The organism is Mesorhizobium sp. M0909 (genome assembly GCF_040319515.1).
Lineage (GTDB): Bacteria > Pseudomonadota > Alphaproteobacteria > Rhizobiales > Rhizobiaceae > Mesorhizobium.
The window spans coordinates 210,959-226,033 of the sequence record NZ_JAMYOA010000002.1; the positions used below are offsets into that span (position 1 = coordinate 210,959).

At 64.4% G+C, this 15,075-nt stretch carries 17 protein-coding genes; 9 read left to right on the plus strand and 8 right to left on the minus strand.

Annotated features, from left to right (window positions below; all coding sequences use genetic code 11):
* Positions 1 to 6: 6 nt before the first annotated feature.
* Positions 7 to 708 carry a hypothetical protein gene (locus NKH83_RS03550; RefSeq protein WP_352802150.1) on the minus strand — a complete coding sequence of 234 codons (702 nt, stop codon included), beginning with the start codon at positions 706 to 708 and terminating at the stop codon, positions 7 to 9.
* Positions 709 to 900: 192 nt separating this feature from the next.
* On the opposite strand from NKH83_RS03550, the gene NKH83_RS03555 reads away from it, so the two are divergent.
* Positions 901 to 1,542, plus strand: coding sequence for a TetR/AcrR family transcriptional regulator (locus tag NKH83_RS03555; protein WP_254816887.1), 642 nt, complete (start codon positions 901 to 903; stop codon positions 1,540 to 1,542).
* Between the two features lie 177 nt (positions 1,543 to 1,719).
* Positions 1,720 to 1,956 carry a DUF680 domain-containing protein gene (locus NKH83_RS03560; RefSeq protein ID WP_352478154.1) on the plus strand — a complete coding sequence of 79 codons (237 nt, stop codon included), beginning with the start codon at positions 1,720 to 1,722 and terminating at the stop codon, positions 1,954 to 1,956.
* A 101-nt stretch (positions 1,957 to 2,057) separates the two neighbouring features.
* On the opposite strand, the gene NKH83_RS03565 is transcribed toward NKH83_RS03560, so the two are convergent.
* Genes NKH83_RS03565 through NKH83_RS03590 form a run of 6 tightly spaced genes read right to left on the minus strand, consistent with a single transcriptional unit; the run spans position 2,058 to position 7,878 of the window.
* Positions 2,058 to 2,282, minus strand: coding sequence for a hypothetical protein (locus tag NKH83_RS03565; RefSeq protein ID WP_352478153.1), 225 nt, complete (start codon positions 2,280 to 2,282; stop codon positions 2,058 to 2,060).
* 54 nt (positions 2,283 to 2,336) lie between these two features.
* On the minus strand, positions 2,337 to 2,915 hold the full coding sequence (locus tag NKH83_RS03570; RefSeq protein WP_352478152.1) for a sarcosine oxidase subunit gamma: 579 nt from the start codon (positions 2,913 to 2,915) through the stop codon (positions 2,337 to 2,339).
* A complete protein-coding gene (locus NKH83_RS03575; protein ID WP_352478150.1) occupies positions 2,908 to 5,901 on the minus strand; it encodes a sarcosine oxidase subunit alpha in 2,994 nt (997 codons plus the stop codon). The genes NKH83_RS03570 and NKH83_RS03575 overlap by 8 nt, the downstream gene beginning before the upstream one ends.
* Entirely contained in the window at positions 5,898 to 6,194 is a 297-nt protein-coding gene (locus NKH83_RS03580; RefSeq protein ID WP_352478148.1) for a sarcosine oxidase subunit delta, read from the minus strand. The genes NKH83_RS03575 and NKH83_RS03580 overlap by 4 nt, the downstream gene beginning before the upstream one ends.
* A gap of 8 nt (positions 6,195 to 6,202) precedes the next feature.
* Entirely contained in the window at positions 6,203 to 6,625 is a 423-nt protein-coding gene (locus NKH83_RS03585) for a hypothetical protein (protein ID WP_352478146.1), read from the minus strand.
* Positions 6,625 to 7,878: a sarcosine oxidase subunit beta gene (locus tag NKH83_RS03590; RefSeq protein WP_352802154.1), complete on the minus strand. Its 1,254-nt coding sequence runs from the start codon at positions 7,876 to 7,878 to the stop codon at positions 6,625 to 6,627. The genes NKH83_RS03585 and NKH83_RS03590 overlap by 1 nt, the downstream gene beginning before the upstream one ends.
* Before the next feature lie 200 nt (positions 7,879 to 8,078).
* On the opposite strand from NKH83_RS03590, the gene NKH83_RS03595 reads away from it, so the two are divergent.
* The 7 genes from NKH83_RS03595 to NKH83_RS03625 all read left to right on the plus strand — a co-directional run bounded on the left by NKH83_RS03595 (position 8,079) and on the right by NKH83_RS03625 (position 13,833).
* Positions 8,079 to 8,453, plus strand: coding sequence for a YrdB family protein (locus NKH83_RS03595; protein ID WP_352478142.1), 375 nt, complete (start codon positions 8,079 to 8,081; stop codon positions 8,451 to 8,453).
* A gap of 106 nt (positions 8,454 to 8,559) precedes the next feature.
* The gene (locus NKH83_RS03600) at positions 8,560 to 9,318 is read left to right on the plus strand and encodes an SDR family oxidoreductase (protein WP_352478140.1); all 759 of its coding nucleotides are present in this window, start codon (positions 8,560 to 8,562) and stop codon (positions 9,316 to 9,318) included.
* 107 nt (positions 9,319 to 9,425) lie between these two features.
* Positions 9,426 to 9,812 carry an SET domain-containing protein gene (locus tag NKH83_RS03605; protein WP_352478139.1) on the plus strand — a complete coding sequence of 129 codons (387 nt, stop codon included), beginning with the start codon at positions 9,426 to 9,428 and terminating at the stop codon, positions 9,810 to 9,812.
* A 266-nt stretch (positions 9,813 to 10,078) separates the two neighbouring features.
* On the plus strand, positions 10,079 to 10,351 hold the full coding sequence (rpsU, locus tag NKH83_RS03610; protein ID WP_023675331.1) for a 30S ribosomal protein S21: 273 nt from the start codon (positions 10,079 to 10,081) through the stop codon (positions 10,349 to 10,351).
* Between the two features lie 162 nt (positions 10,352 to 10,513).
* Positions 10,514 to 11,359: a tetratricopeptide repeat protein gene (locus NKH83_RS03615; RefSeq protein ID WP_352478138.1), complete on the plus strand. Its 846-nt coding sequence runs from the start codon at positions 10,514 to 10,516 to the stop codon at positions 11,357 to 11,359.
* Between the two features lie 136 nt (positions 11,360 to 11,495).
* The gene (locus tag NKH83_RS03620; protein WP_254816875.1) at positions 11,496 to 11,969 is read left to right on the plus strand and encodes a DUF992 domain-containing protein; all 474 of its coding nucleotides are present in this window, start codon (positions 11,496 to 11,498) and stop codon (positions 11,967 to 11,969) included.
* A 409-nt stretch (positions 11,970 to 12,378) separates the two neighbouring features.
* Complete coding sequence (locus tag NKH83_RS03625; RefSeq protein ID WP_352478136.1) at positions 12,379 to 13,833, plus strand: MFS transporter; 1,455 nt, start codon at positions 12,379 to 12,381, stop codon at positions 13,831 to 13,833.
* Here the strand turns inward: NKH83_RS03625 and coaBC are convergent.
* Positions 13,830 to 15,056 carry a bifunctional phosphopantothenoylcysteine decarboxylase/phosphopantothenate--cysteine ligase CoaBC gene (coaBC, locus tag NKH83_RS03630; protein WP_352478134.1) on the minus strand — a complete coding sequence of 409 codons (1,227 nt, stop codon included), beginning with the start codon at positions 15,054 to 15,056 and terminating at the stop codon, positions 13,830 to 13,832. The two genes, NKH83_RS03625 and coaBC, sit on opposite strands and share 4 nt — an antisense overlap.
* Between the last annotated feature and the right edge of the window lie 19 nt (positions 15,057 to 15,075).

A 15,075-nucleotide genomic window follows, 5' to 3' on the forward strand; every position in this document is an offset into this window, starting at 1 on the left:
CTAAATCTATTTGGCTTCGGCCGCGACATACTTCATATGGCGGCTGACCTGCAAAGCAATGTAGACTACCAGTGAGCAACCGATTGGAAACACGATCTCGTTGAGGCCGGTTGCGATCGCCTGCGGCAGTGCGAGAGCAGCGTCATTTGCCGCGGCCGTCTCAATCGTCAGCACCGTGATGCCGCCGCCGAATACCGCGCCTATCAGGGCGCCTGCCGGCGCGAAATGGAGCGGACGCGGTTCTTCCTTCGATGCCAGCGACGCCAGTATCCAGCCGAGCAGCCCGTATTCGATCGCCCGCAGCACACCGAGCGTCGTGAGCGACAGGATGGCCGGCTTTGCCGCCGCGTCCAGCGCGCTGACCATGACCTTTTGCGTCCCTTTGGCGATGCCCATCGCCAGTGGCGCTGAAATCGCACTGATCAAGCCGCCGAGCGAGGCTCGCACCTTGGTGAGTGCCGTGCCGAGGCTGACGCCGGCGCAGACGAAGAACGACCAGGTCACGCCTTGCGCCAGTTCGATCAGAACCTGCGTCGTCGCGGGGTAGGCACCTGCCGCAAATCTGACGGTCAGAATGAGAGCTTCCATGGCGAAGCCGAGCGCGATCGCCAGCCATGCGACCATGACGACGCGCCTGAGCGCCATCCTGGCGCGATGGGAAAGCGGGTCCACGTCCGGCACGCCGGACGAAAGCTCAGTTCCGGTCATAACGGCCTCCCGAAACGAAATTCTTGCAGAGCCGCGAATTAGTCTTTGTCTGTAACAGTCCGATGTTGCCGGCTTTATTGCCGCGTTACATGGGTATTGCCACAGTCAAGCTTCCGCTTCGTGCCACCCTTGCCCGACGCCGTACAGCGTATATATGCTGCATCCAGCCATCAGTCATAAGGCAGTAGAAAGTTGCAGCTGAGCGTCCAGGAGCGCCGCGAAAAACAAAAAGCCGAACTGCGTTCCGAACTTGTCGACGCCGCGCACAAGCTTGTCCAGGAAGAAGGCTATGACGGCCTCACCATCCGCAAGCTCGCAGAGCGCGTTGGCTATGCGCCGATGTCGGTCTATTCCTATTTCGCCGACAAGCAGGACATCCTGTTCGCGCTGGCCGAGGATGCCTTCGAGACCTTGGCCAGGCGCATCGCAAATCATACGGCCGACGACCCGATCGAGGCGCTCAAGGCGGTGCTTGTCGAATACGCCGCCTTTGGGCTGGAAAATCCCAACGAATACCGCACCGTCTTCATGACCGAAAAAGTCAGGCCGCCAGCCGGAAAAACCTTCGCCGAAATGGAGAGCGGCAACCCGGCGATGAAAGTGCTGATCGCGAGGGTCGAAGCCTGCGTTGCCGCCGGCAGGCTCAAAGGCGATCCACGCGCCATCGCCACCATGCTGTGGGCGGTCGGCCACGGCGCCATCTCGCTGCTGATCACCTTCCCGTTCTACCCGTTCGGCGACCAGACGACGTTCATCACACGGATCGGCGACATCATGCTCGAAGCCATCGCCGCGCACGAGATTGCGCCGCTCACGCCGCCGGTCAACTGCTGAAGAGCGGCGCTCCTCCCGATCTGCAGGATCTTCTTCGAACGATCTGCGCTGCGGCGCCGAGCGTTCGGCAATTCTCCGTACGCGTACGATTTTGCTTGAACACCGGGAGTCCAGGGCGTATCTGTACGCAATGTCGTACACGTACGAGAAATTCAACAGCTGAACCGGAGACCGACGATGAAGAAGGCAATCCTCACGTTCGCCGCCCTGCTGGCGCTCTCTGGCGCCGCATTTGCCGGCAGCAGTCAGCCAGCCAAGCAAGAAGCGGCCTGCATCGACACCAAGGCCGATGTGAAGCTCGATTGCGCGCCGACCGGATCGCTTGAAAAGGCGGACGCCGCGGCCCACAAGGCCAGCAAGGGCCCGAGGCTCGGCATCGGCATCGACCCGTGGATCGTGCCAAGCAGCTTCTGAGCCGGTCGGGCGACAATACGCGGTGAGGAACCGAAAGGGCGGCAGGAATTTCCGGCCGCCGATCTTGTCTGCTTCAGCCCTGCTTTATCGCGGCGTGCAGATCACTTCTTACGCTTCCGTCCCGCCACGTTTTTACGCTTGCCGGGTCTTGCCGGTGCGCCGGGAATGGCCGTTCCGGTGATCGACACCGGATCGCTGGCCGGGAATGTATCCTCGAGGCCTTCCTCGAGTTCCTCTTCGATATCCGTCCCAGTGCGCTGCTCGTCTTCAAAAGAGCGCACGGCCGGCGTCTTGACCGGCGACTTCGGCGCGGAGTTCGGCGGCATTTGCATTCTCCCTCGGCTCGCTGTCGCAGAAACGGTCAGGCGCGGCGAACATGCCTATGCTGCCGCGTCGCGCGCTGCCTCGGACAGAAAAGTAAAGACATAATCGGAAAAGGAACGCCAGCATTCGACGCGGAACGCGTCGGCCGCCGTGCGCAACAGCACAATTTCGACCTTGCCGAGAATGCTACGCGACGCCGCCCCGACCGGAAAGGCGTCGAGCGACAGATCCTGCGGGCAGCCGGCATTGATCGTCGCCGCGGCAGCCGGACCGATAACCGATATGGCGACGTTGCGGTGCGAGATGCCGACCGCCGAATGCAGTACGGAAATGTTGGCGCAGTCGGCGAGCGGATCTTTTCCGTTCTCGTCGATGACCAGCCATTCGTCCGGCCCGAGCCACAAGGCCGTGCGTCCGGCCTTTGCCGCCGAGGTCTTCGGCCTTTGCGGCAGGACGACGCCGAGCGCTTTCGAAAGTGCCGCAATCGAACCTTCCGGCGCGCGCAGCGATATGCGCTCGGCCGGCGGCAGCACGGCAAGTATAACGCCGGCGGCGGAAAGTGACTGGCCGGCGAGAGCCGGACGGCGTTCGACCGAGGGTCCGGCGGCGTTGGTTTTCACGGCGGCCTTAGCCATTGAGGCGCTCCCCCTTCTCGTCGAAGAACACCATGCCGGTGACCTCCACCTCGATCACCCCGTTCGGCATCGGCACATAGAGCGTCTCGCCCATGCGATCGCGGCCGCCGGCAACCAGCCCCAGCGCGATCGAGCGGCCGCAATTTTGCGACCAGTAACTCGACGTGACATGGCCAATCATCTTCATCGGGATTGCCTGCTTCGGGTCCGCGACGATCTGCGCGCCCTCCTCCAGCACCACCTTGGGATCCCTGGTCTTCAGGCCGACAAGCTGCTTGCGGCCCTTGGCGACCAGATCCGGCCGCGCCATGCCGCGAATGCCGACGAAGTCGGTCTTCTTCTTGCCGACCGCCCAGTCGAGCCCGGCGTCGTTCGGCGTCACCGTGCCGTCGGTATCCTGGCCGACGATGATGTAGCCCTTTTCGGCGCGCAGCACATGCATGGACTCGGTGCCGTAAGCACAGGCGCCATGCTTCTGGCCCTCGGCCCATAGCGCTTCCCAGACTGCCTCGCCGTAATCGGCCGGCACGTTGACCTCGAAGCCGCGCTCACCGCTGAACGACATGCGAAACAGCCTGGTCGGCACGCCGCAGATCCGGCCTTCGCGCACCGACATATGCGGCAGCGCCTCATCCGACATGTCGATGCCCTCGACCAGCGGCGCAATGATGTCGCGAGACTTCGGTCCCTGCACGGCAATCACCGCCCATTGCTCGGTAATCGAGGTCAGCCAGACGTTGAGATGCGGGAACTCGGTCTGGAGATAGTCTTCCATGTGGTTCATGACCCGCGGCGCGCCGCCGGTCGTCGTCGTCACATGGAAACGGTCGGGTGCAAGCCTGCCGACGACACCGTCGTCATAGATGAAGCCGTCCTCGCGCAGCATGATGCCGTAACGGCAGCGGCCCGGCTCGAGCTTTTCCCATGGATTGGTGTAGAGCAGTTCCATGAATTTGGCCGCATCCGGCCCGACCACCTCGATCTTGCCCAGCGTCGAGGCGTCAAACAGGCCGGCTGTCTTGCGCACCGTGACGCATTCGCGGTCGACGGCGGCATGTATGTCCTCGCCCGGCTTCGGGAAATACCAGGCGCGCTTCCACTGACCGACATCCTCGAATACAGCGCCCTGGCGCTCGGCCCAGGGATGGATCGCCGTCTTGCGGGTCGGGTCGAACAGGGGACCCCGCGCGTGCCCGACGATCGAGCCGAATGTCACCGGCGTATAGGGCGCGCGGAACGTCGTCAGCCCGACCTGCGGGATCGGCTTGCCCAACGTCTCGGCGGCAATCGCCAGGCCGTGCATGTTGGAGGTCTTGCCCTGGTCGGTCGCCATGCCATTGGTGGTGAAGCGTTTGACGTGCTCTATCGAGCGCATGCCCTCATGCACTGCCTGGCGGATGTCCTTGGCGGTGACGTCGTTCTGGAAGTCGACGAACGCCTTCACCGTCGTGTCGGCGCCGGCACCGGGTGCTGCACCCAGCATGCCGCGCGACCAGCTTTCGCCGGCGTCGACCTTCGGCTTGGTGCCCTTGGCCGGCCTGCTGCCGGCGTCCTTGGCCGCCTTGGCGCCGGCGGCGTAGGCTTCGTCGATGGTCGCCGACAGCCCGTCGGTGCCGTTGCAGGCGCCGACCGAGACGCAGTCCTGCGCATAAATTCCGGGCACAAAGCGCTTGGTCTCGTCGTTGAAGGCGACCTTGCCGCGTGATTGCGAGAACAGGTGCACCGACGGCGTCCAGCCGGCCGACATCAGGATCGCGTCGACCGGTATGGTGCGTTCGCCGCCGCCATTCTTCGGCTGCACGGTCATCGACGACACCCGCAATTTGCCGCCGGCGCGTATCACCGCGCGGCCGAAATTGACCTCGATGCCGAGCGCCCTCGCCTCGTCGATCACCGGCCCGGTCGGGTTGTCGCGCAGATCGATGATCGCCGCCACGTTGATGCCGGCCTTTTTCAGGTCGATCGCCGCCGCGTAGGCGGAATCGTTTGCCGTGTAGACGCCGACATTCCTGCCGACGGCGACGCCGTAATGGTTGAGATAGGTGCGCGCCGCCGACGCCAGCATGATGCCGGGGCGGTCGTTTTCGGCAAACACCATGTGCCGCTCGATGGCGCCGGTCGCCAGCACCACCCGTTTGGCACGAACCTGCCACAGCCGCTCGCGCGGCAGGTCGCGGCCGGGGTTCTGCAGATGGTCGCTGACGCGCTCGACCAGCCCGACGAAATTCTGCGCGTAATAGCCGAACGCCGTGGTGCGCGGCAGCACGCGGACATTGTCCATCGACTTCAACTTGGCGACGGCGGACTGCGCCCAGGCAAAACCGTCCTGGCCATCGATCCTGGCGCCGCTCTCGAAATGAAGGCTGCCGCCGAATTCCGCCTGCTCGTCGGCAAGGATGACACGCGCCCCGGTTTCAGCCGCGGCCAATGCCGCGGCGATACCCGCGGCACCGCCGCCCAGCACCAGCACATCGCAGTGGGCGAAGCGCGCCGAATAATGGTCGGGGTCCGGCTGGTCGGGAGCGACGCCAAGGCCGGCGGCGGCCCTAATCTTGGGTTCGTAGAGGTTTTTCCATGCAGTCTTCGGCCACATGAAGGTCTTGTAGTAGAAGCCGGCCGAAAGCATCGGCGAGGCAATACTGCTGACGGCACCGATGTCGAAAGCGAGCGACGGCCAGCGGTTCTGTGACTGCGCGGTCAGCCCGTCATAGAGCTCCTGCACCGTAGCTCGGACGTTCGGCGTCCTGCGTGCCGCGTCGCGCTTGATCTCGACCAGCGCGTTCGGCTCTTCGGCGCCGGCCGACAGGAAGCCGCGCGGCCTGTGGTACTTGAACGAGCGGCCGACGAGATGAACGCCATTGGCGAGCAGCGCCGAGGCCAGCGTGTCGCCCTCGATACCGGTATAGGAACGGCCATCGAAGCTGAAGCCAGCTATCTTTGCCTGTTTGAGCCGTCCGGCGCCGGCAATGCGGAATGTCGCGCTCATTTGGTGGCTCCCGGCAGCTTTACGGGCTTCGGCTCGCCGGCCTTGTAGGTCATCAGGAACCTGTCGCTGACGGTGTCGCGCACGGCGTTGAAGAACCGCGCGCAGCCATGCATGTGCCGCCAGCGCTCATAGATGATGCCCTTGGGATTTGAGCGGATGAAGAAGAACTTTTCGAAATCGTCGTCGCTCTCGCCGGCGATGTTTGGGGAACGCGCAATATGCGCCTCGCCGGCGTTGCGGAACTCGAGCTCCGGACGCTCTTGCTCGCAATAGGGGCAGCGGATGAGAAGCATGGTTGGTCCTACAATTCGCCGTGGCCGACGCGGGCGCCGGCCGGTTGGTCGCAAAGCCTCTGGCCCAAGGTCACGAAGGGCGCGACGAGCCGGATACGCTCCTCGATGCTTGCCGCAGGGCTGAAGAGGTCGCGGTTGGCCATGTTGCCGATCGTCAGCAGGACCGGATCGACCGTGACGATGACGACGCGCGGCTCGAACTGCTCGTCGTTGTCCAGATCCGCCGGCCGGCCTTCAAGAAACGAGACGACCCTTTGTCCGCCGCTCCAGACGCAGGTCAGAATGCCGTCGTCGACCGAAAACGGCCATTCGGTCTCGTTTTCGGCGCGGCTGATCGGCTGCGTGCGCACCTCGTCCGGCGACGGAAAATGGAACAGGCCTTGCTCGCCGGCGAGCATCAGCGGCATGGCGACGGCCATCTCGGTCATCATCAGTGCGCCACCGCTGCCGCCGCCGCCTCGTCGATGAGGCGGCCGGTGCGGAAGCGCTCGATGGTGAAAGGCGCGTTGATCGGGTGCGGATCGTCCCTGGCGATCGTATGGGCAAAGACATGGCCCGAACCCGGCGTTGCCTTGAAACCGCCCGTGCCCCAGCCGCAATTGACATAGAGGCCGGGCACCGGCGTCTTGGCCAGGATCGGCGAACGGTCCGGCGTCACGTCGACGATGCCGCCCCATGAGCGCAGCATCTTCATACGGGTGAAGATCGGGAACATCTCGCAGATCGCATCGAGCGTATGTTGCAAAATGTGCAGCCCGCCGGTCTGCGAATAGGAGACATACTGGTCGGTGCCGGCGCCGATGACCAGTTCGCCCTTGTCGGACTGCGAGATATAGGCATGCACCGTGTTCGACATGACTACGCAGGGCACCACCGGCTTGACCGGCTCCGACACCAGCGCCTGCAGTGGATAGCTTTCCAGCGGCATACGCACGCCGGCCATGTTCATGATCACCGAGGAGTGGCCGGCGGCGACCACGCCGATCTTGCTGGCGCCGATGAAGCCGCGCGTCGTCTCGACGCCGGTGACCGCGCCGTTCGGCGCCCGCTTGACGCCGGTGACCTCGCAATTCTGGATGATGTGGACGCCGCGCGCCGAGGCGCCGCGCGCATAGCCCCAGGCGACCGCATCGTGACGCGCCGTGCCGCCGCGGCGCTGCAGGGAGGCGCCCATCACCGGATAGCGCGCATTGCGCGAAATGTTGAGCGGCGGGCAGAATTCCTTGGCCTGCTCCGGCGTCAGCCATTCATTGTCGATGCCGTTCAGCCGGTTGGCATGGACGTGGCGCTTCAGCACCTGGATGTCGTGGATGTTGTGGGCCAGCATCATGACGCCGCGCGGCGAATACATGACGTTGTAGTTGAGCTCCTGGCTGAGCCCGTCCCACAGCTTCAGCGCGTGATCGTAGATTCCGGCGCTCTCGTCGTAGAGATAGTTCGAGCGGATAATGGTGGTGTTGCGGCCGGTATTGCCGCCGCCGAGCCAGCCTTTTTCCAATAGCGCGACGTTGGTGATGCCGTGCACGGTGGCGAGATAATAGGCGGTGGCCAGGCCGTGGCCGCCGGCGCCGACGATGATGACGTCGTACTCCTTCTTCGGCTCCGGCGAGGACCACTGTTCCTCCCAACCCTTGTGGCCGCGCATGGCCTCGCGGGCGATGGCGAATACCGAGTATTTCTTCAACGTCGCAGGCCTCGCAAATGACGGCCGGGCAGATCAGCCAACCCCGGCGCGCGAGCTTGTATCACTAGCGAAACGGCGCTGCCAGCCTTGCACTGTTTGCGACGGGGCTTGCCGTTTTGCGCCATGGTGGAGAAGAGGCATGCGGGCAGGTTGATGCAATTGCCTTCGAGCGCTATCCGTTGACTGACGATCGGAGGATTATGGCGGTGGGTAACGTCTGGTGGAATCTGACATTGCGCTTCCTGCTGGAGCTCGCCGCTTTGCTCGGCCTCGGCATGGCGGGCTGGAGCCTCTCAGCGGGCATGTGGCGTTGGATCCTTGCCGTGGCATTGCCGTTCGGCGCCGCCGCGCTCTGGGGAATCTTCGCGGTGCCGAACGATCCGAGCCGCTCGGGGCGGGCGCCGGTTCCGGTGCCGGGCGGTTTGCGGCTGGTGCTCGAACTCGTCATCCTGTTCGGCGGCGCTGCCGGATTCCACCTGGCCGGTTGCACGACAGCCGGCATAGCCGTCGCACTGCTGATCGCCGTCAGCTACGCATTTTCGCTCGATCGGCTCGGCTGGCTGCTTAGGCAATAGTCCAGGCCGACACGACCTCGCAGGTATCGGGTGGCTCGCGCCGCCTCGATTTGCGACCAAGCATCCCGATTGCCGGCAAGGGCCGGCGCGAAAAGGATGCAGGAAAATGCTCACACTTGCCAACAAAGTTGCCCTCGTCACAGGCGCCAGTTCCGGGATCGGCCGCGCCACGGCCAAGCTGTTTGCGGAGGAAGGCGCCAAGGTGGTCGTCGCTGCCCGCCGCAAGGCGGAGCTTGACGCGCTGGTTGCCGAAATCGAAGACGCCGACGGCACCGCCATCGCCCTTGCCGGCGATGTCCGCGACGAAGCCTACGCGAAGGCCCTGGTCGACCTCGCGGTCGAGAAATTCGGCGGGCTGGACATCGCCTTCAACAATGCCGGTTCGGTCGGCAAGACCGGGCCGGTTTCGGAGCTGTCGCTGGAGGGCTGGCGCGAGACGCTCGACACCAACCTGACCAGCGCCTTTCTCGGCGCAAAATATCAGGTGCCGGCGATGGTCGACCGCGGCGGCGGATCGCTGATCTTCACCTCCACCTTTGTCGGCCACACGGTCGGCATGCCCGGCATGACCAGCTATGCCGCGAGCAAGGCCGGACTGATCGGATTGACGCAGGTGCTGGCCGCCGAATATGGCGCCAAAGGCGTGCGGGTCAACGCGCTGCTGCCGGGCGGCACCGACACGCCTTCGGCAACGTTCAAGACCCCTGAATCGCGAGCCTTCGTTGAAAACCTGCATGCCTTGAAGCGCGTCGCCGAGCCTGACGAGATCGCCCGCTCGGCGCTCTATCTGGCTTCCGATGCATCGAGCTTCACCACCGGCGCGGCCCTGTTCGCCGACGGCGGCGTCTCGATCACCCGCACGTGAAGCGTTTCGCGGTCGGTGAGGCCCGCCAGCCGCAATGCCTGAAAACCGGTCTTGCTTTTCCCGGCGATTTGACGATTCCGTCTTCTCCTCGAAGATGGGTTGGAAACATGCTGCTGATCAGGACCTATATCGCCGCAAGCGCAATCGAAGGCGTCGGCGTGTTCGCCGCCGAGCCGATCCGGAAAGGGGCGCAGATCTGGCGGCTCGATCCGGACTTCGACCGGCTGATCCAGGTGGAAAGATACGAGACGGCGCCGCCGCACCTCAAGGAATTGCTCGACAGATATGCCTATCCCAGTCCGGACCGGCCGGGCTTCATGGTCTATGAGGTCGACAATGGCCGCTTCATGAACCACGCCGACAAACCGAACACCGACTTTTCGCAATATGGCGGGGCCACTGCGACCCGCGACATCGCCGCCGGCGAGGAGATAACCTGCGACTACGGCGAGTTCTTCGAGGGTTTCGAGCAGCTCCACCTGGCCACGGCGTAGCGTCGCCTATCTGGCCCAAGGCGAATTTTGTTCTTGCTTTGTGCCGGCAGCTATGCTAGTAAACTCGGTATGGTGCTGATTCAGACCAACGACCCGCCGCTGAGGCGGGTTTTTCGTTTCGGGGTCGGCACCACCACTCAATCGGCAGTGGACAGAGCGCCTTGATTCTGCTATCAGCCGCCCCAATTCGTGGTGTAACGCGCCGCGGAGGCTTGTGGCTATGGCCGCTTGCCTGTTGATTTCAAACCCGAAAGACAGGATTGCCCGTGCAGGTACTCGTCCGCGACAACAATGTTGATCAGGCGCTTCGCGCGCTCAAGAAAAAGATGCAGCGCGAAGGCATCTTCCGCGAAATGAAGATGCGCGGACATTACGAGAAGCCCTCCGAGAAGCGCGCCCGTGAAAAGGCGGAAGCCGTGCGCCGTGCCCGCAAGCTGGCCCGCAAGCGTGCCCAGCGCGAAGGCCTGCTGCCGATGACGCCGCGTCCGGTCGCGGCCGGTGCTGCCGGTGCCGGTGCCCCGCGTCCGCCGCGGTTCTGACGCCAATTTTTCGTCCTTTTCCAAGGATATCCAGGGTGGCGCGATGCGGAATCGCCGCCACCTTTTTTGTTGTGATGTAGACCCGGTCCGAAAGGACCGGTTGGGAGAGATGCCGGTTCGGAGGGGGAACGGACCAGACGGCGCAGTAAGGACAGGGCAGACATGGACGCAATTACCGTAGAGCGCAGAACCGCGTGGCGCGGCCTCGCCCTGACGGCAGCCCTGCTTTCCGGGATGGCGCTTGCCAGCTGCCAGAGCGTTCCGACCGGCGAGTTCAACAACATCGACAAGGCGCAAGCCTCGAGCGAGAACATCTCCTCGCTATCGGCGGTGATCCAGCGCAACCCCCAGGATCCGGAAGCCTACAATGTGCGCGGCTCGGCCTATGGCCGCGGCGGCCAGTACCAGGCGGCGCTGAAGGACTTCAACACCGCCATCCAGCTCAATCCGAATTTTTACCAGGCCTATTCGAATCGCGCGCTCATCCAGCGCTTCCTCGGCGACCAGGCGAGCGCGCTTGCCGACTACAACCGCTCGATCCAGATCAATCCCAACTATGACGCCGCCTATATCGGCCGCGGCAATCTCTACCGCAGGGCGGGCCGGGTGCAGGAAGCCTTCAACGATTTCCAGAAGGCCATCCAGCTCGACACGACCGACGCGCGCGCCTATCACAATCGCGGCCTGATCTACCAGAGCCAGGGCCAGCACGCCTTTGCCATCGAGGATTTCTCGACTGCCATTTCGTTGGCGCCGGACGCCTCCGAGCCCTACAACGGGCGCGGCCTCTCCTACCTGGCCATGAACGACGAGGACAATGCATTCGCCGACTTCAACATGGCCATCAAGCTCGACGGCAAGAATGCCGAGGCCTGGTCCAACCAGGCGTTGATCTACGAGCGGCGCGGCGACAAGGTCAGGGCCGCGAAATCCTACCGCGAGGCCGTGCACCTCAATCCGACCTACCAGCCGGCCAAGGACGGCCTGGCCCGCACCAGCACCGGCTGAGCGGCCGGTTAATCGGGCGGCCCTTTCCGCGCCCCGACAACCCTGCGTTTACCCTTGCGTTGCTGGCGCCAAGTTTTCGGCGGAACGCTCGGCGTGCTCAGCCGTTTGTACAAGGCAATTTCGAAAGGACCCTGCCATGATCAAGAAACTCGCTTGTGCCGCCGCTCTCGCGACGACCGTCGTTGCCGCTCCCGCCAGCGCCAGCAAGCTCCAGCTCGGCGTGCTCGACTGCACCATCGACGGCGGCACGGCCTATCTCGTCACCTCCAACAAGGGTGTTTCCTGTGTCTTTCGTCCACATCGTGGCGGCCCCTCCGAAGTCTATACCGGGGTGATTTCCAAGCTCGGCGTCGATGTCGGCCGGACGCATCAGGGCCAGCTGGTATGGGCGGTTCTGGCGGCGACCCGCAACCACGATGAAGGCGACCTTGCCGGCAGCTACTATGGCGTGAACGCCGAGGCCAGCGTGGTCACCGGTGGCGGCGCCAATCTCCTGGTCGGCGGCCTCGACAGCGCCTTTTCGCTGCAGCCGCTCAGTGTCCAGGCACAGACCGGCGTCAACCTGGCGGTCGCCGTCACCTCGCTGGATCTGATCCACTCGTTGAAATAGCGGCGTAGCATGGCTCCCGAGCGGCGGGGAGCGTAGGTGTCGGCCTGCGAATAGCTGCCGAAGGCTCATAGTTTCCGGCAGGCCCACTCCGCGGAGAATGGGCCGCCCTGATGTTCAAAGTTGCGGCGCTCGAAGATCACGGCATGGCAACTGTGTTCATGCCGTTATCGTGACCGAAGATTGCGGCGATCCAATATTGCTTGTCTTCGGTCTGACCAGAATCTCAACGCTTCGTGATCGTCCCCCATCGCACAATTTGAAATCCGCCACGCCAACGGCGATCAAAGCCGCTTGATCTCAACTGCGGTTGAGGTTCTAGAAGTCCTCCCATACTGCGGCATGTACTCATTTGGACGTGAAGAACGCTCCAATACTTTAGACCAGCGTCTAAGAAAGCCTGGGGGGCCGGATGACCAAGACAAGCACAAACAGGGTCGACTGGCGCGCGCTGTGGGCGAGCGGCGATCTGGCGCGCTTCTGCTTCATCAGCCTCGGCATCCTGCTGCACGCCACCAACGAAACGATGGTGGCAACGGTCATGCCGGCCATGGTCGGCGAGCTCGCCGGCGTGCAACTGGTGGGCTGGTCGCTGGCGATCTACGAGCTCGGCGCCATCGTGGCCGGTGCGGCCGCCGGACGGCTGGTGAGCTATGTCGCACTGCGCACCAACATGATGGTCGCCGCGATGCTCTATGCCGGCGGCGCGCTGGTTTGCGCCGCCGCGCCTTTGATGCCGCTGTTCCTCTGCGGCCGCCTGATCGAGGGGCTCGGTGGCGGCGCGCTGGTGTCGCTGGCCTTCGTCTCGGTCGAGCGGCTGTTTGCCCGCGCGATCTGGCCGCAGCTTTTCGGCGTCATGTCGGCGGTCTGGGGTGTCGCCGCCTTCAGCGGGCCGGTGCTCGGCGCGGTCATGACCGAATTGCTGTCCTGGCGCTGGGCCTTCGGCGTCTTCACCCTCGGCGGCACGGCCATGGCGCTGGCAAGCTTCCTCGTGCTCGATACACCTGAAGCAACAAGGCCGCAGGCGACCGGCGGCTCGGCGCCGCCCTTCCCCTTGGCGGCTCTTGGCTGCCTCGCCGTCAGCGTCGTGCTGATAGCCACCGCCGGCGTCGACATCGCCCTGCTGCGCTCGTCGCTGCTGCTCAGCCTCGGCCTGATCGGCCTGGCGCTGTTTATCTATATCGACGCACTGAAGCCGCGCTCGCGCCTGTTCCCGTCGCGGCTGTTCTCATGGCGCTCGCCGGTCGGCGCGGGCATGACCATGGTCGCGGCGTTCTCGGTGGCGACCTGCTCCTTTACCGTCTACGGACCGCTGCTGCTGACCAGCCTGCACGGCATCCCGATCCTGACCACCGGCTACATCATCGCCGGCGAATCGATCGCCTGGTCGATCCTGTCGATCCTCGTCGCCAATGCGCCGCCGGAACGCGAGCGGCTGATCATTGTCGGCGGTGCGCTGATGATCGCCACGGGCGTTGCCGGTTTCGCCTATACTGTGCCGGCGGGCTCGATCCCGCTGATCCTGCTTTGTGCCTTGTTGCAAGGCGGCGGCTTCGGCATCGCCTGGCCGTTCGTCACGCGCGTAATCGTGGCATCGGCGCGGGAGGGCGAGCAGACGATCGCCTCGGCCGCCGTGCCGACCATGCAGCGCATCGGCTATGCCGTGGGTGCGGCATTGACCGGCATCGTAGCCAACGCCAGCGGCTTTTCAGAGGGCCTGAACCGCGAGGCCGCGGCAAACGTCGCTGCCTGGCTGTTCCTGGCGTTTATCCCGCTCGGGATCCTGGGATGCCTTGCCGCCTTGCGGATTTCGGGGGCGCCGCCAGCGAAGCTGCCGATCTCCCCCCTCGCAGGGGAGATTGACTAGACGACGACCGTCTTCAGCCGCTCGGCGATCAGTGCCGCGAGCCGCGTCGCCACCTCATCCTTGCTCATCTCTGGCCATTCCTCGACGCCGGCCTTTGAGACGATCCGTACCTTGTTGCGGTCGCCGCCCATCACGCCCGGAGCACCATCTTCATGCGAGACATCATTGGCGACGATAAGATCGGCCCCCTTTTTTGCAAGCTTGGCCTCGGCGTTCCTGACCAGATCCTGCGTCTCCGCAGCGAAACCGACCACCAGCATCGGCCGCTTTTTGTGATGCCCGACACCGGCAAGAATATCGGGATTTTCCACCATCCGCAGCGCCGGCGGCCCCTCGCCCGCCACCTTCTTGATCTTTTCCCCGGCCGAACTTTGAGTGCGCCAGTCGGCGACAGCCGCGACGAACACTGCCGCGTCGGCCGGCAGCAGCTGCTCGACCGCGTCCTTCATCTCGACGGCCGTTTCGACGTGCAGCGTGGCGACGCCGGCCGGATCGGCAATGCCGACCGGACCGGAGACGAGACGCACATCGGCGCCGAGCCTGGCTAGCGCCGCCGCAATGGCGTGGCCCTGCTTGCCCGACGACCGGTTGGCGATGTAGCGGACCGGGTCGATCGGCTCATGCGTCGGCCCGGAGGTGACAATGATCTTCCTGCCTGCCAGCGGCTTTGGCCGGCCGTCGAGCAGCGCCTCGATCGCGGCGACGATCTCCAGCGGCTCGGCCATGCGGCCCTCGCCCACCTCGTTGCTCTCGGCCATCTCGCCCTTCGCCGGGCCGACGAATGCGACGCCGTCCTTGCTCAGCGCCGCACGGTTGCGGCGGACCGCCGGATGCGCCCACATTTTCGGGTTCATCGCCGGCGCCATCAAAACTCGCTTGTCGGTGGCGATGAGCACGGTCGAGGCAAGGTCGTTGGCATGGCCATTGGCGAGCTTTGCCATCAGGTCGGCGGTGGCCGGCGCCACGACCACAAGGTCGGCCTCGCGCGACAGCCTGATATGGCCGATATCGTGCTCGTCCTGCCGGTCGAACAGTTCGGTGAAAACATGGTCGGCGGACAGCGCCCCGGCCGACAGCGTGGTGACGAATTCCTGCGCCGCGGCGGTCATCACCACCCGCACTGCCGCACCGCGCTCGCGCAGCCGACGGATCAGGTCGAGCGCCTTGTAGGCAGCAATGCCTCCGCCGATGATGAGCAGGATGCGCTTGCTGGAGAGGGTCATGCCCGAGGCCAGTTCTTGT

Excerpts from the sequence above, each read along its gene's own strand:
- NKH83_RS03550 (WP_352802150.1), bottom strand. The coding sequence starts at position 708 with ATGACCGGAACTGAGCTTTCGTCCGGCGTGCCGGACGTGGACCCGCTT.
- NKH83_RS03560 (WP_352478154.1), top strand. The coding sequence starts at position 1,720 with ATGAAGAAGGCAATCCTCACGTTCGCCGCCCTGCTGGCGCTCTCTGGC.
- NKH83_RS03565 (WP_352478153.1), bottom strand. The coding sequence starts at position 2,282 with ATGCCGCCGAACTCCGCGCCGAAGTCGCCGGTCAAGACGCCGGCCGTG.
- NKH83_RS03570 (WP_352478152.1), bottom strand. The coding sequence starts at position 2,915 with ATGGCTAAGGCCGCCGTGAAAACCAACGCCGCCGGACCCTCGGTCGAA.
- NKH83_RS03575 (WP_352478150.1), bottom strand. The coding sequence starts at position 5,901 with ATGAGCGCGACATTCCGCATTGCCGGCGCCGGACGGCTCAAACAGGCA.
- NKH83_RS03580 (WP_352478148.1), bottom strand. The coding sequence starts at position 6,194 with ATGCTTCTCATCCGCTGCCCCTATTGCGAGCAAGAGCGTCCGGAGCTC.
- NKH83_RS03585 (WP_352478146.1), bottom strand. The coding sequence starts at position 6,625 with ATGATGACCGAGATGGCCGTCGCCATGCCGCTGATGCTCGCCGGCGAG.
- NKH83_RS03595 (WP_352478142.1), top strand. The coding sequence starts at position 8,079 with ATGGCGGTGGGTAACGTCTGGTGGAATCTGACATTGCGCTTCCTGCTG.
- NKH83_RS03600 (WP_352478140.1), top strand. The coding sequence starts at position 8,560 with ATGCTCACACTTGCCAACAAAGTTGCCCTCGTCACAGGCGCCAGTTCC.
- NKH83_RS03605 (WP_352478139.1), top strand. The coding sequence starts at position 9,426 with ATGCTGCTGATCAGGACCTATATCGCCGCAAGCGCAATCGAAGGCGTC.
- NKH83_RS03615 (WP_352478138.1), top strand. The coding sequence starts at position 10,514 with ATGGACGCAATTACCGTAGAGCGCAGAACCGCGTGGCGCGGCCTCGCC.
- NKH83_RS03620 (WP_254816875.1), top strand. The coding sequence starts at position 11,496 with ATGATCAAGAAACTCGCTTGTGCCGCCGCTCTCGCGACGACCGTCGTT.
- NKH83_RS03625 (WP_352478136.1), top strand. The coding sequence starts at position 12,379 with ATGACCAAGACAAGCACAAACAGGGTCGACTGGCGCGCGCTGTGGGCG.
- coaBC (WP_352478134.1), bottom strand. The coding sequence starts at position 15,056 with ATGACCCTCTCCAGCAAGCGCATCCTGCTCATCATCGGCGGAGGCATT.